We start from the raw sequence: 19,093 nt of genomic DNA on the forward strand, positions 1-19,093 counted from the left end.
AGCAACCTGTCCCCGATGCACCAATCTTCGATGCGCTCGGGGAGGGCTCGACCGCTATACTGGTTCGTGCCGAAATCGATCTAGAACGGAATGCCGTATATGAAAATCAATCACGCGATTCTGCATATCCTGGACTTTGACTCTGCCGTCAACGTTATGAGCCAGCGCGAGCTCGATATCGAGAGCCGTACCGTGCGCAACTTCGTGACCACGCATCTTCGCCGCGCACGTACCTCGGCTGACAATAAATGCGCCACGTTTGCCGAGAACTCTGCGTTTGGCGGCGAGCTCAAGGGTTATTTCTTTGGCGAGCGCGAGTTCGTGGACCTGTCGCAGCAGATTGCGGAGTTTATCTCCTCCGAGCTCACCAAAGCCGAGAAAGCCGAGTCCACCGACGTGCTCGTGGCCGATTTTGACGACGATGAGGATGCCCGCTGGTTTGCCGTGATGCTGCTGGGCTCCAAGCAGGCTTTTATGCACGAAGTGGGCCGCGAGGAGGGAGAGGTGCGCAACGACATCGCGCGCCACTACGCCATTCTGCCGAACCCCTCGCAAAAGGTGCCGAGCTATGCCATCGTGCGCGCGAGTACCATGGAGATCGGCTACGTGGACAAGAAGCGCAAGATTGCCGGCGAGGACCGTATGCTTATCCCCGATGGCCTGCTGCAGTGCGACACGGGCGTATCTGGCAAGGAGGTCATCGACACCGTGACGCGTGTGGTCGAGGAAGTCGCCGAGGAGCACGGCGCCAACACGGCCGTGGCGCTCGCCAAGGTTAAGGCCGCTGTGGCCGAGAAGGTCGAGGATGACGAGGAGCTTCCGCCCTGGGATATCGTCGATGAGGTCTTTGAGGACGAGCCGGTCATCAAGGAAAGTGTGCGCGCGGCACTGACCGAGGAGAAGGTTCCCGAGCGCGTTCCCGTGGAGCGCAAGCAGGTCGAGCGCGCGGCGGTTCGCAATCATAAGATTCGTACCGATACGGGTATCGAGATCAGCTTCCCGGCCGAGATGGGTTCGAACTCCGAGTACATCGAGTTCGTCAACGAGCCCAACGGCCTCATCTCCATCGAGCTCAAAAACATCGGCAGCATCGAGAATCGATAAGTTGCGTTACGCCTGCAGCGAGAAAGCGAAGGCCGAAGCCTCGGATGAGGGCTTCGGCCTTTTTACTTGGGGCTTAATTTCGCTACTGGTTGAGCATAAGTCAGCGAAAACGCCCCAGAGCGAGCAAGGTGACGTGAAAGAGGAGGGCATTGACCTTTTGGTCATGCCCGACGACTGAACGTCAGATTGCCGCTCTGGGGCGTTTGCAGCGTCGGCTAGTTACGCGGTTTGGTAAAACCGCGTAACCCTACAGTTGACGTAAACCCTCTTCCAAGCCGGTCTTGCTGTCGGTCTGGGCGTCGCGCATCTTGATGACGCGGGCGGGAACACCGGCCACGACGGCGCCGGCGGGAACATCCTCGACGCATACGGCACCAGCGGCGACGACAGCGCCCTTGCCCACGCGTACGCCTTCCAAGACCACGGCGTTGGCGCCGATCATGACATCGTCTTCGATGACAACGGGCGTAGCGCTAGCGGGCTCCACAACGCCTGCCAGCACGGTACCGGCGCCGATGTGGCAGTTCTTGCCCACGGTGGCACGGCCGCCCAGCACGGCGCCCATGTCGATCATGGAGCCTTCGCCAATGACGGAGCCGATGTTGATGATGGCGCCCATCATGATGACGGCGCGGTCGCCGATCTCGACGCGGTCGCGGACGATCGCGCCCGGCTCGATGCGGGCATTGATGCCCTTAAGGTCGAGCATGGGTACGGCGGAGTTGCGGCAATCGTTCTCCACGTCAAAGTACTCGATAGAATCGGCGTTAGCGTCGAGGATTGCCTTGAGCTCATCCCAATCGCCAAAGACGGTCTTGCCGTGGCAATCGCCGTAGACACGCGCGTCGCCCCACTGGACCTCCGTATCGGGCTTCTCGCGTACGTACAGTTTGACGGGCGTCTTCTTGGGCGCGGTGGCGATGTAGTTGATAATCTCCTGTGCATCCATCTCGGCTGTGTTGCTCATTTGCTGTCTCTCCTTTGGGTGGATTTGGTTGATGCCGGGTTAGGCAAACATGACCTGGTCAAACGTGTAGAAGCCGGGCTCGCAGGTGACGAGCTTTTGAGCGGCGGCCAGAGCGCCGTTGACAAAGATCTGACGGCTCGTGGCGCGATGCGCGAGCGTGACTTCTTCGTCCTGGCCAAAGAAACTCACTTCGTGTACGCCGGCGACCGTGCCGCCGCGCAGCGAGTGCATGCCGATCTCCTTGGGGTCGCGCGCGCCGCACATGCCCTCGCGGCCATAGACGGGGTGGTAGCCTGCTTCGGGCTCGGCTTCGACGACGGCGTCGAGTAGCAACTTGGCGGTGCCGCTGGGAGCGTCGACCTTTTGGTTGTGGTGCGTCTCGACAATCTCGCAGTCAAAGCCGGGCAGCTCACGCGTGGCCTGGGCAACCAGGTGGCGCAGGGCGGCGATGCCGATAGAGTAGTTGCCCGAGTGCATGACGCGGGCATTCTGGCCCAGCTCGCGCAGACGATCCATCTGATCGGGTGTGTAGCCCGTGGTGCCCGAGACCAACGCGGCACCCGTGCGCTCGACATAGGTGACGACGGCATCGAAGGTCACGACGTTCGAGAAGTCGATGATGACGTCGGCTGCCGGGGCGCTCTCGAGCTCGGACAGATCAAAACCGATCTGGGCGACGATATCAAAAACGGGCTGACCGGCGGCGTCGACAACGCCCTCGGCGGTGGTGCGGATGAGCGAGCCCATGCGGCCCGTTCCCATAATGACAGTCTTAATCAAGCAGACCAGCTCCCTTCAGAGCATCGGTAAGTGCAGCGCGCGTGTCGTCTGCCATGGGGCATAGAGGCATGCGGTAGTTTGCCTCGATCATACCCATCTGAGCAAGCGCTTCCTTGACGGGGATGGGGTTGACCTCGCTAAAGAGGGCATTGATGAGCGGCTGGCCGGCAATCTGGATATCGCGGGCGCGCGCCACGTCACCGTCCAAATAGGCGCGGCACATGTCATGCACAAGCTGCGGCTGAATGTCGGCCCACACGCTGATGGTGCCCGAGGCGCCCAGGCTCATGAGCGGCACGGTGAGCGCATCCTCGCCCGAGTACATGCGGAAGTCGTCGGACAGCAGGTGGGCGATCTTGGCCGCATAGGCGACGTTGCCCGAGGCTTCCTTAATGCCCATGATGTTGGGGTGCGCGGCCAAGCGCTCTACGTTGCGCTCGCTGATGCCGCAGCCGCAGCGGCCGGGGATGTTGTACAGGATGCAGGGGATGTCCACAGCATCGGCGACGGTCTTAAAGTGCTGATAGATACCCTCTTCATTGGACTTGTTGTAGTAGGGGGTGATGAGCAGCAGGCCGTCGGCTCCCAAGCCCTGGTAGGTGAGCGACTTGGTGAGCATCGTCTGCGTGGAGTTGGAGCCCGAGCCGGCGATGACGGGGACGCGTCCTGCAACATGCTTGACCACGGCGGCGACGACGGAGTTGTCCTCGTCATCGGTCATCGTGGCGCTCTCGCCGGTGGTGCCCAGGGTGAGGATGGCGTCGGTGCCGTTTTGCAGGTGGAAATCGATAAGGCGCTCGAGTGCATCAAAGTCGACGCTGCCGTCCTTTTTAAACGGTGTAACAAGGGCGACGATTGAGCCCTCGAGATTGCGGATGTCCATGTTCTTCTCCTTCGCGTCCGCGATCTGGATGCGTTTGTTCCATTGGGCGGCGACGGCCAGGCGCTCGTCTTGGGCCCGACGGCGGGCGCTTTCGGCGCGCGACTTGGCCAGCAGCTCTCGGCCGCTCGGCAGCACGTCGAGCGTGGCAAAGTAATCGCCCGGGCGCTCGGCACGGCGGATGAGGTCGGCCGAGCCATCGGGGCGCAGCAGCACCTCGGCGGAGCGCAGGCGTCCGTTGTAGTTGTAGCCCATGGAGTAGCCATGCGCGCCGGTATCGTGGATCACAAGCAGGTCGCCCATGTCGATCTGCGGCAGCTCGCGGTCGATAGCGAACTTATCGTTGTTCTCGCATAAGTTGCCCGTGATGTCATACGTGTTCGTGACCGGTGCTGCAGTCTTGTCGGCGCCACCCGGCTGACCCATCACCGTAATGTGGTGGTAGGCGCCATACATGGCAGGGCGAATCAGATCGACGGCGCTTGCATCGACACCGATAAAGTTCTTGTAGATCTGCTTCTCATGGATGGCCTTGGTCACCAGGCAGCCGTAGGGCCCCATCATAAAACGACCCATCTCGGTGCAGATCGCCACATCGCCCATGCCGGCGGGAACCAGGATCTCGTCGTAGGCCGCGTGTACGCCCTCGCCGATGGCGTGGATGTCGTTAGCCTGCTGCTCGGGCAGGTAGGGGATACCCACACCGCCGGACAGATTGATAAAGGCGACATGTGCGCCCGTTTCACGCTCCAGGCGCACGGCAAGTTCAAAGAGGATGCGTGCGAGCTTGGGATAGTAGTCGTTAGTGACGGTATTACTGGCAAGGAAGGCATGGATGCCAAAATTCTCTGCACCCTTGGCCTTGAGCATGCGGAAGGTCTCGAAGAGCTGCTCGGTGGTCATGCCGTATTTGGAGTCGCCGGGGTTATCCATGATGCCATTGGAGAGCTGGAACAGGCCGCCCGGATTAAAGCGGCAGCTAACCGTCTTGGGGATGGGCCCCGCAACGCGCTCAAAGAACTCGATATGGCTGATGTCGTCAAAGTTGACGATGGCGCCCAGTTTATCCGCAAGGGCAAAGTCCGCCGCCGGCGTGTCGTTGGACGAGAACATGATGTCGTGCCCCGTGATGCCCAGCGAGCGGGCGATCATGAGCTCGGTATAGCTCGAGCAATCGCAGCCGCAGCCGTATTCGTTGAGAATGGAGATGAGCGCCGGGTTGGGATTGGCCTTGACGGCAAAGTACTCCTTAAATCCCGGGTTCCATGCAAAGGCGTCGCGTACTTCTTGCATGTTACGGCGGATGCCCGCCTCGTCGTATAGATGAAACGGCGTGGGGAACTGCTCGACGATATGCTCGAGCGTCTCCTTGTCCACAAACGGCTGCTTTGCCGCATATGCCTCGTTGGGGGTCAATGCCATGTCCCGTAAACCTCGCTATCCAGACGGCGCCATCTGCGCATCGAATCCGCATAACGTGGACCCAATGTCCGGATAGCGCTCCCGCATTGCTGCAGACAGTCCTGCGGGTGTTTCCCGCAGGCCCACCAGGCTGTTCGTGCCCGAAAAGCCCAGTTCGGCGGGTTTCGCCTCCCCGCAGGGTCAAAGTCTGCCGACTCGCCCGCGGCTCTTCGTGCCCGCGCCTCTATCAAGTGGTAACGACCCTACCACGTTGCACTTTACCAAACAAGAGTATTCGTATATAACGTTTAAAAAATGCAGGGATATGCTAGAAACAAGGGTGCCACAATCCTGCGTCACAATATTGTGTGAATGGATATGCCCCCCCATGAAAGGAACCTTTATGACCGAGCTCCAAGAACTTCGTCGCTATCGGCGCGACCTGCATCGCATTCCGGAGCTCGATTTCGATCTTCCTCAAACCATCGCCTATATCGAGGGCGCGCTCGCTCCGCTCGCCTGCGAGGTGACCCATCCGTGCCCCAGCTGCGTCTGCGCTTTCTTCGATGCCGGCACGGGCGCCGCGCATGCCACGGCGATTCGCGCCGACATGGACGCCCTGCCCATCGCGGAGGCAACGGGCGCGGCCTTTGCCTCGACGCATCCCGGTAAGATGCATGCGTGCGGTCACGACGGTCACATGGCCATGGTGCTTGCCGCCGCGACGTATGTCGATCGCGCGATTCGTGAGCAGCCGGGTGCCATCAAGTGCAACGTGCTCTTTGTGTTTCAGCCAGCTGAGGAAACGACCGGTGGCGCCAAGACGGTGTGTGAGAGCGGCGTATTCGAGCGCTACGGGGCGGATCGCATCTTTGGCTTCCACGTATGGCCCGATTTGCCCGCCGGCACGTTGGCGAGTTGTTCCGGTCCGCTGCTGGCGCGCTCAAGCGAGACGCACATTCATATCCATGGCGCGAGCATCCATATCGCCAAGACCTACGGCGTTCCAGTCGAGAAATCGCACGATGCTGCGCTGGCAGCGGCCAAGTTCTTAGTTTCCGAGCGTGAGCTCATGGACGAGCTGGGCACCGACGAGCCCTGTATCGGCAAGTTTGGCCTGCTGCAGGCCGGTACCGTCTGCAATGCGGTGGCGGGGGAGGCCCATGTTGCCGGCAGTCTGCGCGTGTTTACGGACGACATGTTCGACCGTGCGCGTGAGGGCGTGCGCCGTGTACTCGACGAGGCATGCGCTGCAACGGGCTGCACGTACGATCTCGACTTTGCCGAGGGCTATCCGCCGGTCGATAACGACCCCGAGTTATTTGGCAGCGTCGCGCCTGCCTTGCCCGAGCTGCAGCTCGTGGACGAGCCGCTGCTGATTGCCGAGGATTTCGCGTTCTATCAGCGCCATCTGCCGGGCGTGTTCTTCCTGCTGGGCACGGGCGTGCCGGAGGGACAAGAAAACCCGAGCGATTCGGATGGCTGCCCTGCCTATGCCACAAGCGCCCTGCATACCGATACCATGCTCTTTGACGAGGAAATCCTACTCAAAGGCCTCGATGTCTACAAACGATTGCTTTTGCTTGACTAAGGCGTGAAGGACTATATGATCTAGAAAACACGAACAAACGTACGATATAATAGAGATGTAAGTCTGTAGAAACGTTTGACGTTACTAACGTAAGGCGATACTATGATTGCATCGTATAAAGATGAGGATACCGAACGCTTTGCCATGGGTGTGCGGGTCAGGAGGTTCGTGCCCTTTGAGCGTGTTGCGTTGAGGAAGATTCGCCAACTGCAGGTTTGTGCTTCGCTTGATGATCTTCGCGTTCCACCGGGCAACCGCCTGGAAGCTTTGAAGGGCGATCGTGCCGGTCAATATAGCATCCGTGTTAACGAGCGCTATCGGGTCTGTTTTGAGTGGAGACAGGAGATGGCTTGGAATGTCGAAATCGTCGATTATCACAAGTGATGAGACTTCGGCCGATTTGTTGTCGCCGGTGACTCCTGGTGAGCTTCTCAAAGAGGAGTTTCTTGTTCCCATGGGCATTTCTCAATATCGCCTTGCGAAAGAGACCGGGATTCCGGCTCAGCGTATCGGGCAGATTGTCTTGGGAAAACGTCGCGTGACGGCCGACACCGACCTCCGTCTTTGCCGTTATTTTGGCCTGACGGATGGTTATTGGCTGCGCGCTCAGGTGGCGTTTGATCTTGAGGCCGAGAAAAGGCGGATTGAACCGGAACTCGATAAGATCGTTCCTGTTCAGCAGGCCATCGCACTGTAGTGCTCAAAGATGATGGGGGGTGGCGATGGGGCGACGCCGACAATCTGCCGTTTATAGTCCCGGTGGGTGTGGATGCGGCTTGTTGTTGCTTCCGTTTATTGCTGTGAGCATTGGCGTGATGTTTGCGCTTGCCGGGGTGGCAGCAGCGGCACTCGTGTTGCTGATTGTGGCCATTGGCGTGACGGTCTGGCTGTGCCGTTCTCGCGAGCAACGTCGTGCCGATGGTAAGACCAATGTTGGATGGGTCGCCTTCTTGATCATTGCGTACCCGCTGAGTGTCAGCTACCTGGTGTTCTTTGCCCTGTTGATGATCAGTGCCTTTACCGGGGAATCCGTCACGGTGGGTTGATGCACTGCCAGCAGACGGTCGCGCAAAGTGCGTTTGCTCGGCATTCGGATAACTGCATTGGCCGTTTACCGCAACTTTAGCTCACAGCTAATGAATTCAAGTTCAATCCTTCCTACGATGTGCTGTGTGCCGGCGCGGTAGCCGGATCGTAGGAAGGATGCATGATGAAAAAGCTCGAAAACGAAGTGCTGCTGAGCCGTCGCGCTGCGCTTGGAGCGTTCGCCACCGTTGCCTTGGGGGCTGCCGGCCTGCTTGCGGGCTGTGGCAGCGATAAGGCGACCGTTATCGAGGACGCCGGCGACGCAGATAAGAAGGAGGAATCGAAAAAGGAGGAACAGCCAACGACCGACCTGGCCGTCGGCACGACCGTGACCACGGCTGCCGGTCTTTCCGTTACTGTCGATTCCGTGCAGACCGGGCTTACCAATTTTGACGGTTCGACCATGACGGGCATTCACGTCACGTACGTCAACAATGGCGATGAGGGCGCGGACTACAATATCTACGACTGGAAGGGCGAGGACGCCAACGGTGCGCAGCAGAACCAGGGTTATTACAGCGAGGGTTCCGATGAGCTGCAGTCTGGTACCCTTGCCGCCGGTGGCTCCGTGGCGGGCAATATCTACTTTGATGGTGACATCAAGAAGGCTCTCTATTTTGCCAACGTGTTTGATAAGTCTGCCGCTGCAAGCTGGGTGCTGGCCTAACATGTCGCTACCGTTGCGCCGTATGGGAGGTGAGGCCGCGTGCCCGATAAAAAGCTGACGGACGAGTTGCTCAACGAGCTTCTTGATGCGCCGAGTATCGATGGCTATATCAAGGAACACGACTTTGCCGCCCCGTCGCTTTCGGATTACTTAAAGCAGTTGCTGCAAGAGAAGGGGCTCGAGCGTTCGCGCGTGGTGCGTATGGCCGACCTCAACGAGACCTTTGGCTATCAGATCTTTATCGGTTCGCGCAATCCGAGCCGCAATAAGGTGCTGCAGATTGCCTTTGCAATGGCGCTGTCGATGAAAGAGACCAACCGCGCCCTGACGGCTGCCGGAGTGAGCGTCCTCAACTGCAAGGACCGTCGCGATGCAATCATTATCTTTTGCATCGACCGTGGCTGTAGCCTCCAAAAGGTCAATGAAGAGCTGTATCGCTTTGGCGAGGAAACGGTGAGTTAGTGGCCGATGGCTGAGCCGGTTGTGTCACCAGAATAACCATGCAAACGAACGGGGTGCGGACAACATGGGGTGTCCGCGCCCCGCGTTATGATGGACGCTATGGATACTCAGAGCCCAACATATTCCGATGATGAGCTGACTGCTTCGCTTGTCGAGCATTTGGCGTCGCTCGACCGCGATGACAGCTATCGTGTGGAGCGCGTGCTCAAGCTCTCGGATGTCGAGACGACCGAACTCGTCTATTTTGAGGGCTCTGGTGGCGGGTCTCTCGGCCCCTTTGTCCGCAAGCGCATCGATGCTTCGGTGCAGATTGGCGGAGCATATGAGCGCCTGTTTGTGGCCCAGCGCGCCGGTCGTCGTTTTGAGCACTTGCCCCGAATCGTCGATTGCCGCCGTGTGGGCGACGAGCTCGACGTGGTGATGGAGTATGTCGAAGGCGAGACACTCGAGGCGTTGGTGGGACGCTTGGGGGCGACGCCCGATTATGCCCGCGGGCTGTATCCCGTTTTGTGTGAAGCGGTGGGCGAGCTGCATGCTGGTTTTGCAGCTGCGGGGGAGTCGGGGGTACCGGTAATCCACCGCGACCTTAAACCCTCGAACATCATCGTATCGGGCGTGAGGCATGCGGCCGATGCTGGCATGACCTTCTCGTCGCTGGTGATTATCGACCTGGGAATCGCGCGGGTGTGGCGTGACGGGGCCGATGCCGACACGGTTAAGTTTGGAACGCGACCCTATGCGCCACCCGAGCAATATGGTTTTGGGCAGACGAGCGTGCGCAGCGATGTCTATGCGCTCGGCGCGCTTCTGTTCTTTTGTCTGACGGGGGCTGACCCTAAGCCGGGTCAGAATATGCGCGAGCAATGCGAGGCGTGCGACGTCCCCGCGGCGCTGGCTGATGTCATTTGCATGGCCATGGCGCTCGATCCGGCCAAGCGCTTTGCAAGTGCCGAGGCGCTCGGACACGCTGCGCGCGCGGCATACGGGCTGTGTCTGCCTGAGCCTGGCTCGAATAGCACGACGGCGCCTTCAATGGCGCAGGCTGCTCCGCAAATGGCGCCGTCTTCCGGGCGGCGGCCCAAGGAAGTCTCTTCGGTGACTCCTCGCCGCAAGAGCCTGCTTTCACGGATCCCGGAACCCATTGGGCGTATATGGAACGGCATGATCTATGCGGCAACCTTGCTGCTACTGGTCGGAAGCCATTTTGCCGTATTCCAGCCCACGGGAGCCAACCGCAGCTATCCAACGTGGTTTTTGGCCCTTGAGTATTTTCTTATGGTCGATGGCATGGTGGTGCTCATCTCGTTTGGCATGCTCGACCGCCGCAGGCTTCGGCGCCGCTTTCCCGTGCTTGATCGTTATCGGGGCCGTGAGTTTGTCACGCTGTGGCTTAAGGCGCTGGGAATTATGTGCGTCATCATGATCGTGATTATTGCCGTCGGCAACGCAACCGGCATAGTCGCTTAATGCAATGTACCGCTATAAGAAAAGGGTCCCGATTGGGGCCCTTTGCAGTAGCGCTTAAATGCGGTTCATCTGGTTGCAACCTTGTTGTACCACTCCTGCCTCGTGGGCGGGGCGAGTGCCCATCGCCATAGGTGTTGTGACGGTTAAATTGCTCCGTGCTTCGAAGCGCCGTCAATTGTCACCACAGAATTCCGTCAATTGTCACCATAATTCGCCATCAATCCTCACCACAAATTTCCGTCAATCGTCACCACACAGCTGGTAAAATACCTAATATGGGTAAGTCAAGAAGGAGGCCGTGTGGATAGGTATGTAGATAGATGCATCGATAAGGCAATCAGCCGTAATCTCAATATCTTCGGTGCGGTCCTCATTCAGGGTCCAAAGTGGTGCGGAAAGACTACTTCGGCTAGTCGTTTTGCTAATTCATCCTTGTCTCTTTCCGATCCGGCTGGAAATTTTTCCGCTCTCCAGCTGGCACGGATCGATCCGGCGCAAGCATTAGCAGGGCTATCTCCCAGGCTCATCGATGAATGGCAGGAAGAGCCGAAGCTGTGGGATGCCGTGCGTTTCGAGTGCGATGCAAGGAGGGGAGAATCCGGTCAGTTTATTCTTACGGGTTCGGCAACGCCTCGGGATTCGATGCAGCCGATGCATAGCGGCGTTGGACGAATAGCTAGGTTGCGAATGGACACCATGACGATGTTCGAGCTTGGCGTTTCTTCTGGCGCGGTTTCGATTGGAACGCTTCTTTCCGGTTACCCTGCCAAGCAGGCTGTCGGGTCAATCTCCGGCATCGCCGGAATCGCCGATTTGCTGTGTCGTGGCGGTTGGCCTCAGGCGATGGGGAAAACGACTGACGATGCCATGCAGATAGCCGCTGCCTATGTTGATGGCGTATGCGAATCGGATGTTTCTAGAACTGATGGCGTTAAGCGCGATCCGGTCAAGGTCAGGTCTCTTTTGGCATCGCTAGCGCGGAATGAGTCGACGCTTGCTGGCTCAAAGTCTATTGACAAAGATATCGGTACCGGCGTTTCGAAGAACTCGGTCTCCAGATACATGGACGCCCTGAGACGAATCAATATCGTCGACGATATCCCCGCTTGGCATCCAGCGCTCAGGTCTCCGGTGAAGCTGCGGCAGGGGGCGAAGAGGCATCTCGCCGATCCTTCGCTTGCCGTTGCGCTGCTCGGAGCAAATCCGGAGTCGTTGGCATCTGACCCGAAGACACTGGGGTTGCTTTTCGAATCCCTCGTCCTGCATGACCTCAAGGTTTACGCCGCCGCAAATGACTCGTTGGTGTCCCATTACCACGATGCCGACGATCTCGAGGTTGACGCAGTTATCCACAGGCGCGATGGAACTTGGATTGCCGTGGAGGTGAAGCTTGGAAGCCCTCAAATCCCCGAGGCATCCGCAAATCTGCTTCGGCTGGAGCGAAAGCTGGTCGAGCGTGGCGAGAGGCCGCCTGTGGCAAAACTCATCATCATTGGGTTCGGCATGCCGGTTCATACAACGCCCGATGGCATCATCGTTGCTCCCGTTGACACACTCGCGCCATAACGTTGTGGTGGGATCACCTTGCCTTCGGAAGGGGTTTCAGTCTCAAGCGACTTTTCCAACACTCACTTATGCCTGCATGCCAATTCTGGTCTAGCAAGGCCAAAGAAAAGGGGTCCCGCTTGGGGCCCCTTTGCAGTTGCGCTTAGATGCGGTTCATCTGAGCGGCGACTTTGTTATACCAGTCCTGCCACGTGGGCGGGCAGTACTTTTTGGCCGCTGCCGGAGTAAGGGTGGAGCCGTAGTTGGCACCCAGATAGGCAACGTGAGCGGAGATGCCCTCGCTCCAGCTGCCAAAGCTGCGCCAACCGCCGCCACGGGCGCTCCAGCCCCAGGCGTTGTAAGAATTGGCGCAATAAGCACCCTTGGTGCTCTCGATACAGGCGATGGCGGGGGACCAACGGGGGTCGACACCGGTATTCCAGGCGGCGACGGCAAAGTTATAGCCCTGGCCTGCCATGGGGGAGCCGGCAAGATAATTGTCGATGCGGCTCGTCCACTCATTAATGAACGAATCGTAATCGGAACTACCGGTATTGGAGTTGTTCACCGTGGTGTCTATGGTGGTGTTGGTGTTGGTGGCCTGGCTGCTGGAATTGCCGCCGCTTACGCCCTCGCCCGAGAGCTTCTCGGCGGCAGCGGCCTTATCGGCCTCAAGCTTGGCAAGCTCGGCGGCATTTTCCTGCTCGGCTTTTGCCTGTGCCTCGCTGCGGAGCTGCTGGGCCTGCGCCAGCGCATCCTCGGCGTTTTTCTGCTCTGCCTCAAGCTGTGACTTGGCCTGCTGGAGCTCGGCCTTGTTCTGCTCGAGTTCGGTTTGCATATTATTGAGCTCTTCGATCTCGTTGACGCTCGAGCTCGTGATCTGGTTGGTGTATTTGCAGGTCGTGATGAACTCACCCAGGCTCTGCGCATTGACCAGGAAGCTCACGATGGGATTGGTGCCCTTCTGATACTTGTACAGATCGCGCATGGCGGAGCTTGCCTTGGCCTGCTGCTCGGGAAGCTTAGCCTCGATTTCCTCGATGCTTGCCTCGTTGGAGTCAATCTGCTTTTGCAGGTCATCGAGTTTGGTGCGGGCGTCGTTGTAGGCGCTCGTGGCGGCTTCGATCTTCTGCTGGGCTGCGGAAAGCTGGTCCTGCGTTGCCTGCGAGGCGGCATACGCCGCAACGGGGGAGAGCATCGGCGTGGCCGTCAGCGCAACGGCGAGCGCGGCGCTCGTGATGATACGAGCCGGCTTCGACGCAATGAGCGCTGCGGTGCGATGATTCGAATGCTGCATCCAGTCCCTCTGCAATCAATCGTAGGTTATGGTTCGAACGGTATTCTACTACTGCTTTCGACCTCAACTTGAACCTTAAAGGTTCCAAAGGGTCAAGTTGAACTTGAAGCTTTGGCTTTGACCTGCAGTTATGATGAATTGTTGAGAAACCATAGAGTTCAACTTTAACGTTACGGGGGCCTGTTTGCGGACGGGCTTTCGGTCGTGAAAGCTATCTCAACAGGGGGTTTGCGGCTACAAGGCCCCATCGCGGTGAGTGCGGCTTTATGCTGGACGATCACGTCGATTGCCATAGATACGGTGGAGCTTTGGGCGCCGGCGGCTTGGCACGCTAGAATAAATCAGTTGCGCAAAGACCGCCCGTTGTGTGGGCAGTTCATGATAGGAAGTTTCCATGGCATTGCAGTTTACAGAGCGCGAGTTCATTCCCGTGCTGCTCGGAGGCGACATCAACGCCTATTCGGTGGCGCGCGCCTTCTACGAAGAGTACCAGGTCAAGAGTCTGGTCTTTGGCAAGTACCAGACGGGTCCCGCTTACCGCAGCCAGATTATCGACTACACGCCCAACGTGGATATCGACACCATGCCCGTGATGCTCAAAACCGTCAACGGCATTGCCCAAGCGCATGCCGACAAGACGATTGTCCTTGTGGGCTGTGGCGATAACTATGTTGCCCTCGTGGCTCAGGCCAAGGATGCCCATGAGCTGGCGGATAACATCGTCGCGCCTTACGCTCCCTACAGCATGCTTGAGCAGTGTCAGAAGAAGGAGATCTTCTACGAGCTGTGCGAGAAGCACGGCGTGCCCTATCCGCATACCTTTACCTTCACCATGGCGATGCTGAATGCCCAAGGCGAGGCACCTGCCGAAGTGCTCGACCAGATCGATTTTCCTTACCCGATGATCCTGAAGCCTTCCGACGGCATCATGTGGTGGCAGCACGAGTTCGAGGGCCAGAAAAAGGCCTATGAGATTGCCGACCGTGCCGAGCTGGAACAGGTCATTCGCGACTCGTATGCCAGCGGCTACACCGACGACCTGATCTTGCAGGATCGCGTGCCCGGCAACGACGAGTATATGCGCGTGCTCACCAGCTATTCCGACCGCAACGGCAAGGTCCGCATGATGTGCCTGGGCCACGTGCTGCTCGAGGAGCATCAGCCTCACGGTGTCGGCAACCACGCCTGTATCATCACCGAGCCCAATGACGAGCTCATGGGCGGCGTGCGCAAGTTGCTCGAGGACCTTCACTTTGTGGGTTATTCCAACTTTGACGTTAAGTACGACGAACGCGACGGCTCGTTTAAGTTCTTCGATTTCAACACGCGCCAAGGTCGCAGCAACTACTACGTCACTAACAGCGGCTTTAACGTTGCCAAGTATGTGGTGGACGAGTATGTGTTCAACCGCCCGTTTGAGCCGGAGTTTGTGACGGCGCAGGACGAGGCGCTGTGGATGGTCGTTCCCATGGGCGTCGTCGACAAGTACGTCAAGGATCCCGAGCTGCGCGCTAAGGTGCATCGCCTGGACAAGGAAGGCAAGGGCGCCGACCCTTCGTTTATGAAGGGCGACTTTGTCTTTAACCGCTGGCTGCGCATGTGGCACACCAAGCTGCGCCACTTTAAGCTGTTCAAGACGTATTACAAGTAGATGAGTGCGGCGCCCGTCCGGTTTACATCGGGCGGGCGCGGGTATGATACGCGCAATTGCGCAAGCGTCACCAAGGAGGCGGCGATGGAAAAGCTGGGAGTTATCGGCGGCATGGGCGCCGAGGCCACGTCATATTACTACGACCAGGTGGTGCGTCATACGGCTGCTGCCTGCGATCAGGAACATATCGACATGGTGGTGCTCTCCAAGTCGACCATGCCCGACCGCACGCTGGCCATTAAGACCGGCGAGCATGCCAAGCTGCTGGCGACCATGAAAGAGTGCGCCCAGGCACTCGAGTCGCTGGGCTGTGCGCACATTGCCATTCCCTGCAACACGTCACACTACTTCTACGACCAGATCCAGTCGTTTACGAAGGTGCCGATTATCCACATGCCGCGTGAGTCGGTGCGCTATGCCCTTGCGGGTGCGGTGATGGGGGAGTGCGAGTTCGACCCCAACCTGAGTATGCCGGCCGAGCCGGTGCGCAAGATTGGCATCATGGGCACCGACGGAACCGTGGGCGCGGGCGTCTACGGCCGCGAATGCGAGGCCGCGGGTGTTGAGGTTGTCTATCCCAGCGAGAAACGTCAGAACGATGTGATGTCGCTTATCTACGATGATGTGAAGGCCGGACGTGAGCCCGATATGGATAAGTTCGACCGCGTGATGTGGGAGTTCGCCCGTAGCGGCTGCGACCGTGTCATTCTGGCCTGCACCGAGCTATCGGTGCTGCAGAAGTATCGAGAGATGCCCGAGATCACCCTCGATGCCATGGATGTCTTGGTGCGCGAATCCATCATCCGCAGCGGCGCCCCCTACCGCCTCTAGCTTCCGACCTGTCAAAAAGGGACAGGTTAATTTTGGTAGGTTTTATCTGGTGAAACAGTAAAGGCCTCGGCTCGTTTGGTGCGAGCCGAGGCCTTTTGCGTTGGGCGGTTGCTGCCGGTGGCGAACTAGAACAGGAAGCCGATGGCGATGAGGGCGATGCTGACGATGAGCACGGCGATGTCCAGGCCCTTGATGGAGTAGCGCTTGTACGAGCTGGCGCGTGTACGCAGATAGAAGCCGCGCTGTTCTGCCGCCAAGGCTGTGGCATCGGTCTTGCCCACGCTCGAGATGAGCAGTGGCACGCACAGTGGCAGCATGAGCTTAAGCTTCTTGATGGGGTTCTTGGTGTCGTACTCGACGCCGCGTGCGGTCTGCGCTTCCATGATGGCGTTCATCTCCTGACCAAACACCGGCACAAAGCGTAGCGCCGTGGTAAAGGTGAAGGCATAGCGATACGGCACGTGCAGCACCTCGACGCAGGCGTTGGCGAGGTCGTTGAGCTTGGTCACCATAAGCATGAGGATGAGTGGCAGCGCCACGCCCAACAGGCGTAGGCAGGCCTTCGATCCGGTAATGAGGCCCGTGTCGGTGATAAAGCCCCACACTATGTTGCCGTCGCGCATAAAGGCCAGCTGAAGCACCAGCATGATAAGTGCGAGCGGAATCAGCAGCTTGAGTAGCGAGAGCAGACGGTCGACGACACCGGCATAGGCGCCCAGTGCGAGGGTGAGTGCCAAAAAGCCCAACAGCGCCACGTAGGTGTCGGACAGGAAGATGCCGATGATGATGGCGGCGGCAAGGCCCAGTTTGACGACCGGGTTCAAGCGGTGCAGCAGTGTGTCGCCCGGCATATAGTCGATGACGTTAACCACGGTGGACCATCTCCTCGGTAATGCGAACGATATCGGTGACCTCGCTCACCTGTGCAAAGACGGGAGAGACGGAGGATGCCAGACGATGAGAAAGCTCTATGACCTGAGGTGGCTCAACGTAGGCTTGCTGCATGAGCTCGATGTTCGAGAATAGCTCGTGCGTGCGGCCGCGGTCGAGGATACGACCGTCGGCCATTACTACGATACGCTCGGCAAAGTCGGAAACGACTTCCATGTCGTGACAGACCATAATCACGGCGCAGCCGCGCTCGGCCATGGTGCGCACCGTTTCCATGACGGTCATGCACTCGCGGTAATCAAGGCCGCTCGTGGGCTCGTCGAGCACGACGATCTTGGGCTCAACAACTACGACGGAGGCAAGCGCCACCATTTGTCGCTGGCCGCGCGAAAGCGAGAAAGGTGCCTCATCGGCAGGCAGGCCAAAGCGGTCGATAACGAGTCGAGCGCGACGCAGAGCCTCGGCACGGTCGATGCCGGCAAGCTCCAGGCCAAAAGCGACCTCGTCGAGTACGGTATCCTTGCAGATCTGGCGGTCGGGGTTTTGGAAGAGGGTTGCGACTTCGCGGGCGATGCGGCTCGTGGGAACGGCTGCGGTGTCCAGCCCCGTAACGCGCACGCTGCCCGAGGCGGGCTTAAGCAGGCCTGTGAGCAGCTTGGTGAGCGTGGTCTTGCCGGCACCGTTCTGGCCGACGATGCCCACGAGCTCGCCGGGATAGAGGGTCAGGTTGAGGTCGTGTACGGCGGCGCCGCCATTGGGATAGGCAAACTCAACGTGATCGAAGGTGAGCACGGGCTCGGCGTCCTTGGCGTGCGGGCGCAACGACGGTGCATGCGGGGAGCCGGCGGGCGCCTGGGCTTCGCTGGCCGCGTGTGCGGGGTCGACAATGCCCGAAATCAGGCGCTCGGCCTCATCGACATCCAAGCAAGGGGTACCGCTTACCAGGCCATCGGCCTCGAGGCTATTGAAGATACGCGTGACGCGAGGGCAGTCGACGCCGATGGCACGGAGCTCGTCGGTATGCGCGAAGACCTCGTGTGGCTCGCCCTGTAGCGCGATTTCGCCATGATTGAGCACGAGTACGCGGTTGCAATACTCCGAAAGCAGGGCGACCTTTTGCTCAACGACGACGATGGTGATTCCAAGCGCGCGGTTTGCCTCACGCAGCGTCTCGAAGACCAACGTGGAGCTGGCGGGGTCGAGTGCCGCGGTGGGCTCGTCGAGAACCAAGACGCGCGGACGCATGGCGAGGATGGCAGCGATGGCCACCTTTTGCTTCTGTCCGCCCGAGAGGGTGGCGATCTCGCGGTCACGCAGGTCGCTGATGCCGACGGTCTCGAGCGTTTCACTCACGCGCCGCTCGATCTGGTCGTGGGGAACGCCAAAGTTCTCGAGGCCAAAGAGCATCTCGTCCTCGACGACCGAGGCGACCATCTGCGTGTCGATATCCTGCAGCACGCTGCCGACGATTTGCGACACGTCGGTCAACGAGACCTCGCAGGTGTCGTGGCCGTCAACCATGACGGACCCAAAGAACGTGCCGGTGTAGTGGTGGGGCACGGCGCCCGACAGGCAGGCGGCAAGCGTGGACTTGCCGGCGCCCGAGGGCCCGATAATGCCGATGAAATCTCCCTTGTTCACGCTGAGTGAGATGTGGCTGAGCGCCTGCTCGGTCTGCGTGCCATAGGAGAACGAGACATCGTCGACGTTGATGATCGTTTCCATGGATACCTTTCATAGTCATCGGGGACGTTCTTTAATGACTAGTCGTTTAAGAACGTCCCCAAGAGCTAGTTGTTTGGGACAGTCTTTACCGATGGGACACTGTGGGTTAGTTGAGCTTCAGGGCCTTCTGGATGGGCAAGTAGAGGGCGCCGACCAGAATGGCGTTAAAGACGGCGGTCATGGCGACGACGGGCAACATGGCGGCGGCGAGCTCGCCGACCACGCCGAGCATGGCCATCTTGATGACCATGAAGATGGCGCCGGAGACAAAGGTGGTCACGAAGGTTGCGACGATGGCGACGGCAGGCTTGACCTGACCGTTCTTGCCGGCGGCGTTGACGATGCCGGCCATGAGCATGGCGGCGATGCCCTCGGCGGCAAAATCGACGAACGGCGAAGTGGTGGTGATCTGGATCACGGCAGCCGAGATGAGGCCAATGACGAGCGCCTGGCCGATGTTGGGGCGAACGACCAGGATGGTGAGGCAGAAGGCCGAGATGATGAACTCGGGGCTGATCATGCCGCCCGAGATGCCCGAGATTGCCTTGCCGACGGTGAAGTTGAGGATGAAGCCGGCGGCGAGCAGGATGGCGAGCAGGACGAGGGCGCGGACATCGAGTTTGCCGCGATCGGCGGTATGGACGGTGCGGGGCTGGGTGGCGGTGGTGTTCTGAGGCATGGTGAAAATCCTTTCGGAAGGGGATTGCAAGAGAAAAGCGGAGGCGCGTGATGCGAATGCGATCGGGCT

Annotated in this window: 18 protein-coding genes and 1 riboswitch; of the genes, 11 read left to right on the plus strand and 7 right to left on the minus strand. The window is 59.2% G+C overall.

All coding sequences use genetic code 11. The annotated features are described in order from the left end of the window. Positions 1 to 99: 99 nt before the first annotated feature. Entirely contained in the window at positions 100 to 1,104 is a 1,005-nt protein-coding gene (locus tag DWX63_RS03940) for a nucleoid-associated protein (RefSeq protein WP_117842875.1), read from the plus strand. 247 nt (positions 1,105 to 1,351) lie between these two features. Here DWX63_RS03940 and dapD read toward each other — a convergent pair whose 3' ends face one another. From dapD to dapA, 3 genes are read right to left on the minus strand one after another with little or no spacing between them, the layout of a single operon-like run. Continuing rightward, a complete protein-coding gene (gene dapD / locus DWX63_RS03945; RefSeq protein WP_117842876.1) occupies positions 1,352 to 2,071 on the minus strand; it encodes a 2,3,4,5-tetrahydropyridine-2,6-dicarboxylate N-acetyltransferase in 720 nt (239 codons plus the stop codon). 39 nt (positions 2,072 to 2,110) lie between these two features. Beyond that, positions 2,111 to 2,851, minus strand: coding sequence for a 4-hydroxy-tetrahydrodipicolinate reductase (dapB, locus tag DWX63_RS03950; protein ID WP_199411083.1), 741 nt, complete (start codon positions 2,849 to 2,851; stop codon positions 2,111 to 2,113). Continuing rightward, positions 2,844 to 5,153 carry a 4-hydroxy-tetrahydrodipicolinate synthase gene (gene dapA, locus DWX63_RS11480; RefSeq protein WP_117842877.1) on the minus strand — a complete coding sequence of 770 codons (2,310 nt, stop codon included), beginning with the start codon at positions 5,151 to 5,153 and terminating at the stop codon, positions 2,844 to 2,846. The genes dapB and dapA overlap by 8 nt, the downstream gene beginning before the upstream one ends. Positions 5,154 to 5,218: 65 nt before the next feature. Beyond that, positions 5,219 to 5,387: riboswitch (Lysine riboswitch) on the minus strand. A 148-nt stretch (positions 5,388 to 5,535) separates the two neighbouring features. Here dapA and DWX63_RS03960 point away from each other — a divergent pair. From DWX63_RS03960 to DWX63_RS03995, 8 genes are all read left to right on the plus strand, one after another. Further along, positions 5,536 to 6,723: an amidohydrolase gene (locus DWX63_RS03960; RefSeq protein ID WP_117842878.1), complete on the plus strand. Its 1,188-nt coding sequence runs from the start codon at positions 5,536 to 5,538 to the stop codon at positions 6,721 to 6,723. A gap of 102 nt (positions 6,724 to 6,825) precedes the next feature. Then, complete coding sequence (locus tag DWX63_RS03965; protein ID WP_006234335.1) at positions 6,826 to 7,107, plus strand: type II toxin-antitoxin system RelE/ParE family toxin; 282 nt, start codon at positions 6,826 to 6,828, stop codon at positions 7,105 to 7,107. Then, positions 7,079 to 7,420, plus strand: a complete 342-nt coding sequence (locus DWX63_RS03970; RefSeq protein WP_050766086.1) for a HigA family addiction module antitoxin — start codon at positions 7,079 to 7,081, stop codon at positions 7,418 to 7,420. The genes DWX63_RS03965 and DWX63_RS03970 overlap by 29 nt, the downstream gene beginning before the upstream one ends. Before the next feature lie 79 nt (positions 7,421 to 7,499). Then, on the plus strand, positions 7,500 to 7,769 hold the full coding sequence (locus DWX63_RS03975) for a hypothetical protein (protein ID WP_117842879.1): 270 nt from the start codon (positions 7,500 to 7,502) through the stop codon (positions 7,767 to 7,769). A gap of 164 nt (positions 7,770 to 7,933) precedes the next feature. Then, complete coding sequence (locus DWX63_RS03980; RefSeq protein WP_233514459.1) at positions 7,934 to 8,476, plus strand: DUF4352 domain-containing protein; 543 nt, start codon at positions 7,934 to 7,936, stop codon at positions 8,474 to 8,476. Between the two features lie 39 nt (positions 8,477 to 8,515). Continuing rightward, positions 8,516 to 8,938: an XRE family transcriptional regulator gene (locus tag DWX63_RS03985; RefSeq protein WP_117842881.1), complete on the plus strand. Its 423-nt coding sequence runs from the start codon at positions 8,516 to 8,518 to the stop codon at positions 8,936 to 8,938. A gap of 99 nt (positions 8,939 to 9,037) precedes the next feature. Next, positions 9,038 to 10,405 carry a protein kinase gene (locus DWX63_RS03990; protein WP_117842896.1) on the plus strand — a complete coding sequence of 456 codons (1,368 nt, stop codon included), beginning with the start codon at positions 9,038 to 9,040 and terminating at the stop codon, positions 10,403 to 10,405. A gap of 300 nt (positions 10,406 to 10,705) precedes the next feature. Next, positions 10,706 to 11,971, plus strand: coding sequence for an ATP-binding protein (locus DWX63_RS03995; RefSeq protein ID WP_117842882.1), 1,266 nt, complete (start codon positions 10,706 to 10,708; stop codon positions 11,969 to 11,971). 142 nt (positions 11,972 to 12,113) lie between these two features. Here DWX63_RS03995 and DWX63_RS04000 read toward each other — a convergent pair whose 3' ends face one another. After that, complete coding sequence (locus DWX63_RS04000; protein ID WP_117655310.1) at positions 12,114 to 13,247, minus strand: glucosaminidase domain-containing protein; 1,134 nt, start codon at positions 13,245 to 13,247, stop codon at positions 12,114 to 12,116. Positions 13,248 to 13,641: 394 nt separating this feature from the next. On the opposite strand from DWX63_RS04000, the gene DWX63_RS04005 reads away from it, so the two are divergent. Together DWX63_RS04005 and DWX63_RS04010 are read left to right on the plus strand one after the other, a co-directional pair. Next, a complete protein-coding gene (locus tag DWX63_RS04005) occupies positions 13,642 to 14,898 on the plus strand; it encodes an ATP-grasp domain-containing protein (RefSeq protein ID WP_117629769.1) in 1,257 nt (418 codons plus the stop codon). An 84-nt stretch (positions 14,899 to 14,982) separates the two neighbouring features. Beyond that, complete coding sequence (locus DWX63_RS04010; RefSeq protein WP_229028173.1) at positions 14,983 to 15,729, plus strand: aspartate/glutamate racemase family protein; 747 nt, start codon at positions 14,983 to 14,985, stop codon at positions 15,727 to 15,729. 125 nt (positions 15,730 to 15,854) lie between these two features. Here DWX63_RS04010 and DWX63_RS04015 read toward each other — a convergent pair whose 3' ends face one another. The 3 genes from DWX63_RS04015 to DWX63_RS04025 all read right to left on the minus strand — a co-directional run bounded on the left by DWX63_RS04015 (position 15,855) and on the right by DWX63_RS04025 (position 19,024). Further along, on the minus strand, positions 15,855 to 16,601 hold the full coding sequence (locus DWX63_RS04015; RefSeq protein WP_117842883.1) for an energy-coupling factor transporter transmembrane protein EcfT: 747 nt from the start codon (positions 16,599 to 16,601) through the stop codon (positions 15,855 to 15,857). Continuing rightward, positions 16,594 to 18,345: an ABC transporter ATP-binding protein gene (locus DWX63_RS04020; RefSeq protein ID WP_117842884.1), complete on the minus strand. Its 1,752-nt coding sequence runs from the start codon at positions 18,343 to 18,345 to the stop codon at positions 16,594 to 16,596. The genes DWX63_RS04015 and DWX63_RS04020 overlap by 8 nt, the downstream gene beginning before the upstream one ends. A 106-nt stretch (positions 18,346 to 18,451) precedes the next feature. Beyond that, a complete protein-coding gene (locus DWX63_RS04025) occupies positions 18,452 to 19,024 on the minus strand; it encodes a hypothetical protein (protein ID WP_117770122.1) in 573 nt (190 codons plus the stop codon). Between the last annotated feature and the right edge of the window lie 69 nt (positions 19,025 to 19,093).

The sequence above is a fragment of the Collinsella sp. AF20-14LB genome (assembly GCF_003459505.1).
Lineage (GTDB): Bacteria > Actinomycetota > Coriobacteriia > Coriobacteriales > Coriobacteriaceae > Collinsella.

Excerpts from the sequence above, each read along its gene's own strand:
- DWX63_RS03980 (WP_233514459.1), top strand. The coding sequence starts at position 7,934 with ATGAAAAAGCTCGAAAACGAAGTGCTGCTGAGCCGTCGCGCTGCGCTT.
- dapD (WP_117842876.1), bottom strand. The coding sequence starts at position 2,071 with ATGAGCAACACAGCCGAGATGGATGCACAGGAGATTATCAACTACATC.
- DWX63_RS04020 (WP_117842884.1), bottom strand. The coding sequence starts at position 18,345 with ATGGAAACGATCATCAACGTCGACGATGTCTCGTTCTCCTATGGCACG.
- DWX63_RS04025 (WP_117770122.1), bottom strand. The coding sequence starts at position 19,024 with ATGCCTCAGAACACCACCGCCACCCAGCCCCGCACCGTCCATACCGCC.
- DWX63_RS04010 (WP_229028173.1), top strand. The coding sequence starts at position 14,983 with ATGGAAAAGCTGGGAGTTATCGGCGGCATGGGCGCCGAGGCCACGTCA.
- DWX63_RS03970 (WP_050766086.1), top strand. The coding sequence starts at position 7,079 with ATGTCGAAATCGTCGATTATCACAAGTGATGAGACTTCGGCCGATTTG.
- DWX63_RS03990 (WP_117842896.1), top strand. The coding sequence starts at position 9,038 with ATGGATACTCAGAGCCCAACATATTCCGATGATGAGCTGACTGCTTCG.
- dapA (WP_117842877.1), bottom strand. The coding sequence starts at position 5,153 with ATGGCATTGACCCCCAACGAGGCATATGCGGCAAAGCAGCCGTTTGTG.
- DWX63_RS03940 (WP_117842875.1), top strand. The coding sequence starts at position 100 with ATGAAAATCAATCACGCGATTCTGCATATCCTGGACTTTGACTCTGCC.
- DWX63_RS03960 (WP_117842878.1), top strand. The coding sequence starts at position 5,536 with ATGACCGAGCTCCAAGAACTTCGTCGCTATCGGCGCGACCTGCATCGC.
- DWX63_RS04005 (WP_117629769.1), top strand. The coding sequence starts at position 13,642 with ATGGCATTGCAGTTTACAGAGCGCGAGTTCATTCCCGTGCTGCTCGGA.
- DWX63_RS03965 (WP_006234335.1), top strand. The coding sequence starts at position 6,826 with ATGATTGCATCGTATAAAGATGAGGATACCGAACGCTTTGCCATGGGT.
- DWX63_RS04000 (WP_117655310.1), bottom strand. The coding sequence starts at position 13,247 with ATGCAGCATTCGAATCATCGCACCGCAGCGCTCATTGCGTCGAAGCCG.